This is a genomic window from Faecalibacter sp. (assembly GCF_057177045.1).
On the sequence record NZ_CM169987.1, the window covers coordinates 1,945,592 to 1,960,146 of the forward strand.

General features: G+C 34.0%; 12 protein-coding genes. 5 read left to right on the plus strand and 7 right to left on the minus strand.

From position 1 onward, the window contains the following. Positions 1-31 precede the first annotated feature (31 nt). Positions 32-544 carry a DUF2480 family protein gene (locus AC1QSP_RS09105; protein ID WP_484078424.1) on the minus strand — a complete coding sequence of 171 codons (513 nt, stop codon included), beginning with the start codon at positions 542-544 and terminating at the stop codon, positions 32-34. Positions 545-648: 104 nt separating this feature from the next. Here AC1QSP_RS09105 and lpxB point away from each other — a divergent pair, with 104 nt between their 5' ends. The 4 genes from lpxB (at position 649) to AC1QSP_RS09125 (ending at position 4,255) form a co-directional block, all read left to right on the plus strand. Next, entirely contained in the window at positions 649-1,761 is a 1,113-nt protein-coding gene (gene lpxB / locus AC1QSP_RS09110; RefSeq protein ID WP_484078425.1) for a lipid-A-disaccharide synthase, read from the plus strand. A gap of 114 nt (positions 1,762-1,875) precedes the next feature. Then, complete coding sequence (locus tag AC1QSP_RS09115; protein WP_322971594.1) at positions 1,876-2,319, plus strand: hypothetical protein; 444 nt, start codon at positions 1,876-1,878, stop codon at positions 2,317-2,319. 105 nt (positions 2,320-2,424) lie between these two features. Beyond that, positions 2,425-2,901, plus strand: coding sequence for an RNA polymerase sigma factor (locus AC1QSP_RS09120; RefSeq protein ID WP_484078426.1), 477 nt, complete (start codon positions 2,425-2,427; stop codon positions 2,899-2,901). After that, a complete protein-coding gene (locus tag AC1QSP_RS09125; RefSeq protein WP_484078427.1) occupies positions 2,894-4,255 on the plus strand; it encodes a hypothetical protein in 1,362 nt (453 codons plus the stop codon). The genes AC1QSP_RS09120 and AC1QSP_RS09125 overlap by 8 nt, the downstream gene beginning before the upstream one ends. 13 nt (positions 4,256-4,268) lie before the next feature. Here the strand turns inward: AC1QSP_RS09125 and AC1QSP_RS09130 are convergent, their stop codons facing one another. Next, positions 4,269-4,706 (minus strand): DUF2141 domain-containing protein, encoded by a 438-nt coding sequence (locus AC1QSP_RS09130; protein WP_484078428.1) that lies wholly within the window; start codon positions 4,704-4,706, stop codon positions 4,269-4,271. Between the two features lie 75 nt (positions 4,707-4,781). Between AC1QSP_RS09130 and AC1QSP_RS09135 the strand changes: the two genes are divergently transcribed. Further along, a complete protein-coding gene (locus AC1QSP_RS09135) occupies positions 4,782-6,785 on the plus strand; it encodes a ComEC/Rec2 family competence protein (RefSeq protein ID WP_484078429.1) in 2,004 nt (667 codons plus the stop codon). Here the strand turns inward: AC1QSP_RS09135 and AC1QSP_RS09140 are convergent. The 5 genes from AC1QSP_RS09140 to AC1QSP_RS09160 form a co-directional block, all read right to left on the minus strand. After that, positions 6,775-7,218, minus strand: a complete 444-nt coding sequence (locus AC1QSP_RS09140) for a thioredoxin family protein (protein WP_484078430.1) — start codon at positions 7,216-7,218, stop codon at positions 6,775-6,777. The genes AC1QSP_RS09135 and AC1QSP_RS09140 overlap by 11 nt on opposite strands. A 14-nt stretch (positions 7,219-7,232) precedes the next feature. Then, complete coding sequence (locus AC1QSP_RS09145; protein ID WP_484078431.1) at positions 7,233-9,002, minus strand: peptide MFS transporter; 1,770 nt, start codon at positions 9,000-9,002, stop codon at positions 7,233-7,235. A gap of 33 nt (positions 9,003-9,035) precedes the next feature. Continuing rightward, positions 9,036-10,523 (minus strand): peptide MFS transporter, encoded by a 1,488-nt coding sequence (locus AC1QSP_RS09150; protein WP_484078432.1) that lies wholly within the window; start codon positions 10,521-10,523, stop codon positions 9,036-9,038. Between the two features lie 116 nt (positions 10,524-10,639). Next, the gene (locus AC1QSP_RS09155; protein WP_484078433.1) at positions 10,640-12,223 is read right to left on the minus strand and encodes a peptide MFS transporter; all 1,584 of its coding nucleotides are present in this window, start codon (positions 12,221-12,223) and stop codon (positions 10,640-10,642) included. 21 nt (positions 12,224-12,244) lie between these two features. After that, a complete protein-coding gene (locus tag AC1QSP_RS09160; RefSeq protein WP_484078434.1) occupies positions 12,245-14,407 on the minus strand; it encodes a S9 family peptidase in 2,163 nt (720 codons plus the stop codon). Positions 14,408-14,555 lie beyond the last annotated feature (148 nt).

A 14,555-nucleotide genomic window follows, 5' to 3' on the forward strand; every position in this document is an offset into this window, starting at 1 on the left:
AAAAAAGCACTTCGAAAGAAGTGCTTTTTTTTTATGCTTTTTTCATTTTATACAAAGGAACTGTACTACAGGCTTCACCAAACATTAAGGAATTGGCTATAGGCTGTAATTTTTCAATTAATTGGATATAAGCGGAATCTGGAACAGGCTTTTTAGAACATCCTTTTACAATGATTTTTCCATCTTGATACTCTTCAATTGGTAAATCTTTAATAATTTCCGTATATAACATCTGATCCAATTCTGCTAATGTTCCGTGCACTACTCTTTTTGCTACAGGTTGTAGGTAAGTAGCGACCAATAGGTAGGCCCATGATGGTACAATTGCATCTGCAGTACATGTCATCGCGACATACTTCCCTTCATATTGTGTCCAATCATGCTCTTTTAAGTTTTGTCTGAAATCTTTTTCTCTTAAAATGATTTCTTCATACAACCAATCTTTTAAATCGAAAATAACACGTGGTCCATCCGGATAAAAATCTTCTAAATCTATAGTGATCAAGCTACTATTCGCAACTTTATTAATAATTTCGTCTGCCATTGCATCTTACTTTTTAGTCAGGTAAAATTACAAATATTAATCAACACCTCGAACCTCTTGATGATAGAAAGTAGTATCTTTGTGATACGAAAAATCAATATCCATTGAAGTATTATATCATTGCAGGAGAAGCTTCGGGCGACTTACACGCATCGAACTTAATGAAAGAAATCAAAATCAAAGATCCGAATGCCGAATTTCGTTGTTGGGGTGGAGATTTAATGCAAGCACAAGGCGCAACCATTGTTAAACACTATCGTGATTTAGCATTTATGGGATTTGCGGAAGTGATTATGAATCTTCGAACGATTATGACCAATCTTTCATTCTGCAAAAAAGATATCGCAGCCTATCAACCCGATTGTGTTATTATGGTGGATTATCCTGGATTTAATTTACAAGTAGCCCCTTTTATTAAATCTCTAGGCATCAAAATCTACTATTATATTTCACCGCAAATCTGGGCTTGGAAAACTGGGCGTGTGCATAAAATTAAAAAATTAGTGGATAAAATGTTTGTGATTCTTCCTTTCGAAGAAGAATTTTATCAGCGTTATGACTATAAAGTGGACTTTGTTGGAAATCCATTATTAGATTCTTTGGACAATTTACCAGAAGTTAACGTGAATGAGATCAAACAAAAATATGGTTTAGATGATCGACCAATCATTGCGGTATTACCTGGAAGCCGTACCCAAGAAATTAAAGTAAAATTACCTTTAATGCTATCGGTAGAAAAAGATTTCCCAGATTATCAATTTGTAGTTGCAGGAGCTCCTTCTCAACCCATTGCAAATTATAAAGCTATTGCAGGAGAAAATTTAAAAATTGTTGAGAACCAAACTTACGATTTATTACGTATGTCTCATGCGGCTTTAGTTACCTCTGGAACAGCTACTCTAGAAACGGCTTTATTAAAAGTACCGGAAGTCGTTTGTTATAAAGGAAATGCTTTATCGTATGAAATTGGTAAACGCGTGGTAAAAAACATTCAGTTTATTTCATTAGTCAATCTTATTATGGATCGTGAAGTGGTCAAAGAATTGATTCAATATGATTTAACGTATGAAAATATCAAACATGAATTGCATTTAATTTTAAACACTCCGAAACGTGATCAGATCTTAAACGACTATGATGCCTTATATCATAAACTAGGTGGTGTAGGTGCATCCAAACGGACGGCAACTTTAATTGTAAATGACTTAATAGCATAATTCTTTCCTCTTGAATGACTTCAAGAGGATTTTTTTTGTTAAAATTTTCAATTCTACGCAACCGTTTGATTTTTTTGCATCTAATAATCAATAACTTTAAATAAAAATTACATTATGAAAATCGCAAAATTATTCAGCTACTTCTTAATTATTGCTTTTGTAGGATTAGCAACCGTTAGTTGTTTAGACGACGACACCAATCAAGAATTTTTAACGTATGGTTATGTTCCAGGTACAGAAATTTCGTACAATCTAGATTCTGTACAACCGGTAAATAAACCAACAAAATTTGAGGTTAAATATACTTTAACTGGAAACTGTCAAGAATTTATAGAATTCCGAAAATTAAATTCAAGTACAACGCTTCGTACGGATGTAGGTGTATTCGCTTCGCAAAAGAACAATGCACAATGTACAAATGATTTAAGAATCGAAACAAAAACATTTACAGTAACTCCTCGTGAAGCTGGTGAAAATACTGTACGTGTATGGGCAGGTAAAAATGAGTTAGGAGAAGATATCTTCATTTCTCAAACATTCAATGTTCCAGCGGAATAAATCATATAAAAATAAAGTTTTATATAAGTTTTGGAGAAATCCTTAAAAGATCTTGTACTGCTATGCAAGGATAAAGATAGGAAAGCACAGGAATCATTGTATTCTATGTACTCTCCTATTCTTTTTTCCATATGCCTTCGTTATGCTGAAAACTACGAAGATGCACAAGATATTTTTCAAGAAGGATTTGTCACCATCTTTAATAAAATTGATCAATACAAATTTGAAGGTTCATTCGAAGGTTGGATGAAACGGATAATGGTCAATCAAGCCTTATCTAAATTTCGAAAAAGGCATCTGACCTATGAAATCGATGCTGGAAAGATTCCCGAAGCGATCCATGAAGAAGAAGAAAATCAACTGAATGATTTTGATTATGATGATCTTCTAAAGATTGTACAAGAACTTCCTCCACAATATCGGCAAGTGTTTAATCTTTATGTGTTTGAAGAATATAAGCACCTCGAAATCGCAGAGCTTTTAAACATCTCTGTCAATACCTCCAAGTCTAATCTATCCCGTGCGAGAAGCCTTTTAAAAGAAAAATTAAATCTTCTGAAAAAACCGGTAATTCATGAATAAGTTTGATCAACATATTAAAGATAAATTATCTGCTCCACAAGCCCCTCCTTTGGAAGCTTGGAAAACAATTGAGCAACACATCGAACCTAAAAGAAATCGAAAAATTATTCCTTTCTATTATTGGATCGCAGGAGCAGCGGCTTGCCTTGGTATTTTCGCCTTGTTTTATAATCAGGATATGGATAAAAATCTAATTCCCGGGCATAAAACTGTACCCATGGTTCAACAAAAGTCAAATAAAAATATTTCTCCGACTGAAAATTCAAACTTGAGCATCGGTTCGAAAGATACTGCAGATGACACTGAGCACTATATTTCAAATCATTCAACTGATTGGTCTGCATTGGATGAAGGTTTAGCGGAAAACAAAATGAAATCGAGTTTCATTCGACATAATGAGCATCATCCAACTGATTCCACGAACAAGAATAAAGCACTTTATGATCTTTGGGATGATTTACCGATAATGAAAACACCTCTGGAATCAAATCCTGCCATCGCTCAACACTCCAATACAACTATTTCAGATGCTCCCCATCCGCCAAATACTAAAGAAAAGCGTGAAGAAGAGTCGCTAGAAGAAATTTTAAAGAAGAAGTCCGAAGTTGAGAAGATAAAAGAAATTAAAGAACCTCGCGCACAACTGATGTTAGCTTCTCATTATTCTCCATCGTTTATTCTTAATCATCGATCGGTATTAACAGATACCTATCTTCCTGAACACATCGAAAACCAATTGGCGGTAAATTTTGGCGCTAAATTATCGTATGCCGTTACAGATCGCTTACGCATCAGTACAGGGATTGCTAAAATGAATATGAATCAACAAACAATGGACGTTGTAGCCACACAAACCAATATATTGCCTTTGACGACATCCTCTCAACAAGAAACATCGTTAGTTTCTTCTAATATCCGATACAGCAAAAATATCCGATTACAGAATGAAATTTCCACATTATCTGAGGTCAATGTTAAAAAGGAGAGTGGTCGAATTGAACATCGAATAGAATTTGTAGAAATTCCCTTGGATGTATCCTATACCATTTTACGTCAAAAGAGATGGTCTGTAGATGCCCTTCTTGGAGCGAGCATGTTTTTATTATCTAAAAACGAAATATCTTTATCTTCTTCAAGTTATCGTCATGAATTGATTGGAACAGCGACCAACATTAACGAAAGTTCATTGAGTACCAAAACGGGAGTTCGATTAAATTATGAACTTACAAAGGAGCTGGGTATTCATCTGCAACCCAATTATAGAATCATGTGGAATACGTTTGAAAATATTAACCAACGATCGACATCTTTGTTTGATTTTAATGTTGGAATCTCCTATAAAATTTTTAAATAATAAAAGGCGAAGATTAATCTTCGCCTTTGTTGTTATTCAATTCAATAATAATATTATTATTTTGTTTGGTCGCCATAACTTTAGCTTCTTCGAAAGTAGGTTCCCTTAAAAAAGGATCAGCGTTTGTGGAATAGCCATAGGGTTCCTTTCTTACACCTAAAAAACTTCGGTCTAAAACCTTATTGTTGTTTGTATCTACAAACACTTTTACAGCGTAATATGATTCCTCTACATTTTTAAACGTTGTCTCAAACTGATCTAGATCTTTAATGGGAACATACAATTTCTTAAATGCATTCTGACCTTTGGTATAATTCTCTACGTTTCTATAAAATTCGATGGATAGATTTCCTTCTACCTTTCTCAAATTTTTCACAGTAATCTTTACATCCATTTGAGCAAAAATTAACTGAGAAACAAAAAGAACTAAAATCGTTAAAATGTGTTTCATAAATTAAAACTTAAAATAACTGATTTACAAATATTTAAAATCAAATAATTACAAATCATTTCGTAAATTATTAGGATGAAGAATCAATTATTTTCATTCCTAGTAATTTGCGTGATCATTGGGATTCTCATTTCTGAGTATCTCATTGATGCAACAAATTTACGAATTTATTTCCTTCTTCTTCTTTTTTGCTTGTTTATCAGCCAATTAATCAAAAATATTAACATTGCCAATATTGCCTTTGGTCTGCAATTCATCTGTTTAGGTATTATCTTACATCAAAACCAAAAACCTTCTGAATATAAAGAACTTGAAGAAATTCATCCTTCGAAAATTCATACTTTACTCGTACTAGAAAATGAGAAATCGAGCAAAAAATATTTACGCTATAAGGTTCAAAATTTAACATTCGATAAAATTTCACTTTTACATATTCCGCTCCAAAAAAACTCCATTTATCCAAAAGACACACTCATCGTCTACGGATCTTCTTATCCGTTAGAAAATGCAAAAAATCCGTATCAATTTAATTATTCGCTATATCTTCAAAGAAAGAAAATTACCCATCAACTATATGCGGATAGTGTACTATATCATACATCCAAACATCAGCATTGGGCAAAAATTGTAATCCAATCAAAAGAAAACATTCGGAATCAATTAGAAAATTCTGGGTATCATCTCGAAGCACGATCAATTATATCTTCTATGCTTTTGGGTGATCGAACAGAATTATCAGATGAACTGAATGAAAGTTATATTGCAACAGGTGTGATCCATATATTATCCATCTCAGGATTACATGTTGTAATGATCTTTATGATTATTCGATTCCTATTGCAACCTCTCCAATGGATAAAACACGGAAAACAAATTCAAATAGTTGTTGCGTTATTAATAATATGGGGATTTGCTTTATATGTAGAAATGCGACCTCCAGTTTTTAGAGCTTCATTAATGCTAACGATCTATTATACGTCTGAACTATTGAAACGCCCGAAAAATATCTATCATACATTAGCTTTAAGTGCTTTAATTATATTATTATATCAACCCAATTATCTATTTGATGTTGGATTTCAATTGAGCTTTTCAGCAGTATTTTTTATTGTGTGGTTACACCCTATTTATACCATAATTTATCGACCAAAGAAACGATGGTCCATTTATCTTTTTGATTTATCCCGCACCAGTATCAGTGCTCAATTCGGGACACTTCCATTTAGTGCTTTATATTTTAATCAATTTTCATGGCTATTCCTTTTCGGAAATATTATTCTTGTACCAGCATCCCTATTTATGATTATTGGAGCAATGATAGCCCTTTTTATGCAAAGTGCTAAGGTGTCATTCTCACCATTTGTTCGTACTTATAATCTGTTTATTGAAGGCTGTAATTCCTATATCAAATGGTTAGCAACACACGATTCGTGGGTATTAAAACAAGTTTATATTTCACCATTTACTGCATTACTAATCGTGATTATTCTAATAGCATTACGACCATTGATCGAAGGTCGGAGAAAGACCTTTATAATTGTTATTTTAGGCTGTTTTCTAGGGATACAATTGAATCGCTATTTGGATATAACACGCATCAGAAATAGCAATGAAATAATCATTTTTCATCAATATAAAGGGAGTATTGTTGGAGTTAGAGAAGGTCAGAATTTAACTGTATTTCATGATGAGAATTACGAAAATTCTACTGCTGATGCTTACATTATTCGACCTTATACCATCCGTCAACGAATCAAAAAAATCAATTATTATACTTTCGATACTATCCTAAAATCCTATGGATTTTATAAGTCGAAAAATGCTATTTTCACATCAAAATTTAATGTATTTATCGGTGAAAATCTAAGTGAATTTCCCAAAAACATGGATTATCTCTTAATCCGAAATTCGAGTTTTCAACCTAAAAAAGAGGTCCATCTATCCCAAATAAAAAGGGTAATTGCTGATGGAAGCAACTACCCTCGTTATGTTTCAGAATTGGATTCAATCATTCGAAATCAATCCGATTCTCTTTTATGGAATACCTCTGAACAAGGCTTTTACCGTATTAAATTTTAATGTCCGAACTAAAATCTTTAGCTGAACGATACCCCAGAACTATTTTTTCTGTATTGCCCTTGCTATCTAAAATCACTGTGGCAGGATAACTTAATCGACCTTGCGTTAGATAATACGCTAAATAATTCGCACGAGCTCCACTTATATATGTGTAATTAATTCCTAAGAAGTTCACCATATCTTTTGTTTCTGCATTGAATTTTACAGCGATATAATGATCGTTTACATACTTCACCACAGCTGGATCTAGAAATGTTTCTTTGTCTAATCTTTTACAGTATCCACACCAATCGGTATAAATTGTAAATAAGATTGGCTTTTTAGGATTGGCTTTCACTTCGCGATTAGCTTGTTCTAAAGTTAGCCAATTGATATTTTGTCCAAAAGCAATTGAAGATAATACAATTGTACATACAGTTATAAAAGTTCTCATTGTGGTTGTTTTTATTATTTTACACCGTGCATTAACTTCTTCATTACAGGGTTTAATCCAATCACGATTATACCAGCTACAATCGGAACGATTGTAAAAATTAAGAAGAATGTTGATAATGAATATTGGTTTGTAATATTTTCGATTTGACCACCAATAATTGCTGCTAATTTGTTTCCGATAGCAATCGCTAAGTACCACATACCAAACATGAATGCAATCATTCGTGCTGGGACTAATTTAGATACATACGATAAACCAACTGGTGATAAGAATAACTCTCCTAACGTGTGGAATAAGTATGCTAATACTAACCAGATCATTGATACTTTAACACCTTCTTGGATTCCGTGAGATCCGAATGCTAATAAACCGAAACCAATCGCCATAATGATTAATCCTAAACCGTATTTTACAGCTGCTGGTGGGTTTAATTTTGAATCCCAAATTTTAGATACTGATGATGCAAAAGCAATGATAAAGAATGAGTTTAAGATCGAAAACCAAGAAACTGTAATTTCTGAAGATTCTGCAGTAAACTCACGGTATAACATCCAAATTGCAATTCCCCAAATCCCAACGAAACATACGATTTGTACGACGTTCGATAATGGTGCTTTACCAAATGTTTGTTGCGTTAATTTCGCTACCACATAAGTAATAATTGCTAATGGAATAATTGTTAATAAAGCATTGATAATATTGAAAATCGTTAACGATGTTCCTTCTAACGTACGGTCTACATTATCACGGGCAAAGATTACTAATGAAGATGCTCCTTGCTCGAATGACATCCAGAAGAAAATCACGAAGAATGCGAAGATAATTACCGCAATCATACGATCTCTAACCACTTTTGTATAACGCGTTAAACGAGAAATTACGACCCCTAAAAATAAGATTAAAGCCACTAAAATGATGAAATCCTGACCTTTTAAAGATCCCACTGTAAAGTCAAATAAATTGATATCTCCAGCTTTAGATAATGGGTCATTAAATGCATATCCTAAACCGAAAATTGTCATTACGGCAATTAAGATTTTATCAATTAAAGTAAATGGGTTTGGTTTATCATCTGGATCAGTTGACTCCTTTGCTTTTTTAGCTGCTAAAGCTTTTTGTTCTGCTGTTGGAGGATCCCCAATCGTACCAAAAATAGGCTTTGCAAACCAGAATTGTAATGTACCCAATAACATGAAGATACCCGCTAAACCGAATCCCCAGTGCCATCCAATTTTTTCAGCTAAGTAACCACATAACATCATCCCGAAGAATGCTCCCGCATTTACTCCCATGTAGAAAATCGTATAAGCTCCATCCTTTTTCTCTGGATAATTCTTATACATTTCAGATAAAATTGATGTCATATTGGGTTTAAAGAAACCTGTACCGATAACTAAACAAGCTAGACCAATATACATAAATATCGGAGCATCTAACGCCATCGACGCGTGACCGATGGTCATGATAATGGCACCAATTACAACAGCCCAACGATAACCTAAAAGCTTATCTGCTAAGATTCCACCAAAGATTGGTGTAATGTATAATAACATTGCATAGGTACCGTATAACGCACCTGCTTGCTCTGCATCCCATCCCCAACCGTTGAATAAAGGTCCTTTGTCAGAAATAATTGCTGATGTTAAGAAATTGATTAATAAGACACGCATCCCATAAAATGAGAAACGCTCCCACATCTCTGTAAAGAATAGTACGAACAATCCCGACGGGTGTCCCAATACTTTAGAGTCGAAAAAATTCTGTTCTTTTACCGCGCTCATTGTTAATTATTTATATTTATTTTTCGTTTGTTACTATTTTACGTCTTGCATTAATTTTCGAATCAATGGAGAAATAGCAATTAAAATTACCCCTGCGACTAAAGCGTAAATTCCTAATTGGAAATACCCTTCTGTGTACAATTGTAATTTCACCATGGCTGAAGCTGAATCATCTGGAGAAGACATTCCTGCCCCTAATAATCCTGCTACATATTGTCCATAAGCCGATGCTAAGAACCATAACCCCATCATCATTCCCACTAAACGGTTTGGTGATAATTTGGTAATAATCGATAATCCGATTGGAGAAAGACACAATTCACCGAAAGTGATGACTAAATATCCTGCTGTAAAAATGTTTAAAGAAGTAATTCCAGTGGCTGGATCTGCAAAGAATTTTGTGGCATAGAAGATAAAAAATGCACCTGCTAAAAATAAAAATCCTAAACCAAACTTAACTACTGTATTTGGCTCGATACGACGTTTTGCCATCCATAACCAAACTAAACCTAACAATGGTGAGAATAAGATTACGAAGAATGCATTTGAAATGTTATTCACCACATTTGGATCCATTTGGAAGAATAATAAATCGTGAGATAAATTGTTCTTTGCAAATAATGCTAATGATCCACCACTCTGCTCGAAAAAGGCAAAGAAGATGATTGAGAATACAATAAAAATGATGGCTGCAATTAATTTTTTCTTTACGCCTTCATCTTTAATTTTGAATAATTCGATGAAGAAATAAATTAAAGCAATTGGACCAATTGCATACATAAAGTAATCTGTATAGTCCGTATTTTCAATCATTTTGTAGATTAATGGAAGCGACAATAATGCTCCTCCATACACTGCAAGTTCTCTAATTCTACGTTTTGCTGGCTCTAAATTTAACAATGGTGAATCTCCAATTGGCCCTAATTCATTTTTGTAATAAAGGAATAATGCCACCCCGATAACCATTACTGCAGAAGCGGATAAAAATGCTAAATTCCATCCGAAGTATTTTCCTAAATATACACAAACCGCACCTCCTAAAAGCGCTCCAATGTTGATTCCGGAATAGAATAATCCAAATCCAGCGTCACGACGTGGATCGCCTTCTTTGTACAACTCACCAACCATTGACGAGATATTAGGTTTGAAGAAACCTGTTCCTACAATCGTCAAGGCAATTCCGTAATAGAAAAAATGTTCAGGATCAATTCCAATTAACAAATTTCCTAAAATCATTACGATTCCACCGAAAACCAAAGATTGTTTAAATCCTAAAATTTTATCTGCGAAAACACCTCCAATAAATGTAAACGCATACACAAAGGCTTGAATAGCTCCATACTTTAAATTGGAAGCCATATCAGTCAATTTTAATTGGTCTACCATAAAAATAGCCAATACCCCTCTCATTCCGTAGAAACAAAAGCGTTCCCACATTTCTACCATGAACAAATGCCATAATTGAACAGGATATTTCCCTTCGAAATTTTGAATTTGTTCTAATGTTAATTTCTGACTCATAATATTTAATACACGCTAAAAATCTTTTAAGATTTTGTTAGCAATCAACGAAAATAAAAAAAACCTCCGATAAAGCAGAGGTTTTTTTTATTTAATATATGTTTTTTGAGAATTGATTAATTAATTCCGTGCATCATTCGTTTTAAGATAGGATTTAATGCAATTAAAATTAATGCAGTAACTGCAGGAATAATTGCAAAAATCATAAAGAAATACGCCATCGAATGTGTTTCTACAATTTGGTCGATGTACGAACCTAAGAATCCTCCAATAAAATTGGCAATGGCTGAAGCACAAAACCAAAATCCGAATAATAATCCGATAAATTTCTTGGGTGATAATTTTGAAACATACGATAATCCAACAGGTGATAAACATAATTCTCCTGTTGTGTGAAAGAAGTACGCCACAATTAACCAAATCATGCTCACTGAAGCTGTTTTTGCACCTTGTGGAATTTCCATCGCACCATAGGCTAATGCTGCAAATCCTAAACCAACTAAAATTAATCCTAAAGCAAATTTTACAGGTCCTGAAGGATTCCAAATTTTCTCCCAGAATTTACTGAAGGATGATGCTAAAGCAATGATGAAAAATGAATTTAAGATTTGGAACCAAGAAGCAGCTACTTCTGTTTCTACTGAATTAAATTCTCTGAAAATTTTCCATAATCCTAATCCCCAAATAATGACAAAAGAAATCGCGGTAAAAATAATGGTTAACGGATACTGTTTATAGATTTGTTTGGCTAAAGCGTACAATACAACTGTAACTATCGCAATGGGAACAATGGTCAAAATCGTATCAATCCATTTGAACGTTGTAGCTGCTCCACCTTCTAAAACACGTTGTGTATAATCTTTAGCGAAAATCGACATTGATCCTCCTGCTTGTTCAAATGCCAAGAAGAATACAATACTGGCTAACATTAGTACGGCCACAACAATTAAACGGTCTCTTACGACATTGGCTGGAATCACCTCATCCTCTTCTTCGTGATTGGCTACTTTTTTATCATGAAAAGCTTGTACTTCTTTTGGTGATTCACCAATGATCCCGAAGATTTTTTCCGCAAAGTAAAATTGTAACATTCCGAAGAACATGAAAACGCCAGCTAATCCAAATCCATAATGCCAACCTACTTTCTCTCCAATGTAACCACACAATAACATTCCTAAAAACGCTCCTGCATTAATTCCCATGTAGAAAATCGTATAACCTGCATCCTTCTTAGAACTTGTATCAGGATATAAATTCCCAACCATCGATGAAATATTAGGTTTAAACATTCCGTTTCCAAGAATCATTAAACCTAATCCCAGATAGAAAAACCATGGTGCAATTCCTTCAAAGGCCATCGATAAATGTCCTAAAGTCATGATTAGCGCACCGATTAAAATTGCTTTTTTATACCCTGTGATTTTATCAGCAATAATCCCCCCTAATAATGGTGTCAAATAAACTAATCCTGTATAGGTTCCGTATAATTTCATCGCTTCGGAATTGGTCCATCCCCATCCTCCATCTGCAATCGTGCTGATTAAGAAAAGGGTTAATAAGGCACGCATTCCGTAATAACTGAAACGTTCCCACATTTCGGTAAAGAACAGGACGAATAATCCTGCCGGATGTCCATTTACCATTTTGTCATCCATTCCCAAACTATGGAGATGGCTAACTAAACTTTTGTCTTGGCTCATTTTTATGTGTTTTTATGTGTTTTATAAGTTGTTCTTTAAGAAGTTTGTCATCTGACGATACAAATGTACGCGTGTGTTTCCACCGTAAATTCCGTGATCTTTGTCCGTATAGTATAACATTTGGAAATCTTTATTGGCTTGAATTAAGGCTTCAGATAACTCAAATGCATTTTGTGTATGTACATTATCGTCTGCTGTTCCATGAACCAATAAGAAACTTCCCTTGTTAAATTTATCGACATGATTAATTGGCGAATTGTCATCATATCCAGCCGCATTTTCTTGTGGTGTTCGCATGAATCGTTCCGTGTAAACTGTATCATAAAAACGCCAGTTTGTTACTGGGGCAACTGCAATCGCTGCCTTGAACACGTCGTTTCCTTTGAATAATGCATTAGACGACATATATCCACCAAACGACCATCCCCAAATTCCAATACGAGATGCATCTACGTAAGGTAATTTTCCGATTTCTACAGCAGCAGCAATTTGATCTTCCACTTCATATTTACCCAATTGCATATACGTGACTTTCTTAAATGCTTCACCTTTGTAACCGGTTCCACGACCATCTACACAGAAAACCAAGTAACCTTCTTGTGCTAGCATTTGGTGCCAATAGTCGTTTGTCGATTGCCATGTGTTATTGACGTTTTGAGAACCAGGTCCAGAATATTGATACATTAAAACAGGATACTTTTTATTTGGGTCAAAATCTTTCGGTTTAATTACATAAGCATTCAATTCGTGACCTGCAGCTGTTGTTAAAGTGAATAATTCTTTTGATCCAATATTATCTGCTTGAACACGCTGTTTTACGTGATCATTGTTCATAATAATTCCTAAATCTTTTCCTGTTTTCGTTTCCACTAAACTTACCGTACGAGGTGTATCGATGTTAGAGAATGTATTGATGAAATAAGTGAAATTCTTTGAGAACGCGGCATTATTAGTTCCCGCTAATTTTGTTAACTGCGTTGTTTTCTTTCCATCTAATGAAACTGCAAAAATCTGACGTTCTGTAGAAACTCGCTTTCCATTATTTGCAGTCGATTGGTAATAGATTGTTTTGTTCGCAGGATTGTATCCGTAGTAACGCGTTACTTCCCAATCACCTTTCGTGATCTGGCGAATTAATTTTCCATTATCGGCATAATGATACATGTGATTATTTCCATCACGCTCCGAAGCCCATAAGAATGAATTATCATTTAAGAACTCTAAAGTGAAATGATCTGTTTCAATCCACGCTTTATTCGTTTCAGTAAATAACTTGTTTACTTTTTTAGTATTGATGTCGTAAAATGAAACATCTACACTGTTATGGTGACGGTTTGAAGTAATCACCGTTAATAAATTCGATTTCTTCGAGAATTTGATTTGAGGAATGTAATAGTTCTGTACTCCACTTAAATCAACTTTGTCTGTTGTGTTCGATTTTACATTGTAAACATGTAATGAAACCTCTGAATTATCTTCTCCCGCTTTTGGGTATTTGAATTTTAATTCTTGAGGATATAAATTTTGGTAATAAATCGGAATATTGATTTCTTTTACTTTCGATTCATCAAAACGAACAAAAGCTAAAGCTGTTCCATCGGCATTCCAATCGAAATGACGAACAAATCCAAACTCTTCTTCGTACACCCAATCGCAAATTCCATTGATGATTTCATTTTTCTTTCCATCTTTTGTGATTTGAGTGATTTGGTTCGATTTTAAATCTTGAACATATAAATTGTTCTCATAAGCAAATGCAACTTTAGAAGCATCTGGTGAAAATAAGGGCTCTTGAATAGCTTTACCATCAAAGACTTTTACTTTAGATTTCGTTTGCGTATCAAACACTTCATACGTTGCTGTAAACGAATGACGGAAGATACTCTCAGCATTGTTTTGTAGTAACACATAACGCTCATCAGCTGAAAATTCATATCCTTGGAATTTTCCTGGTACTAATACCACTTCCTTATCAATGGATTTATTCAATGTCGATTGATACGTTTTCTTTACTAAACCTTGTTCATTTAGTATCGTGTAATTTTCTCCATCATTCATCGAGTTTACGCCACGCAAACCACGTTCGCTGTATTTTCCTCCGTAAATGTTTTCCAACGTAATTTTCTGTGCATAAGTATACATACTTACCGTACAAACCAGAAAACTTAATAAAGTCTTTTTCATAATCTTATCCTAAAACATGTGTATAAACAATCAAATATAACAAAATAGTTATTCTATCAGTCCGTATAACTATGCTTTTGTTACAAACAATGTTAAATAATTAGGCAATTCCATAAGATTTATTCAACTTTATAAAACAAAGGTTCTT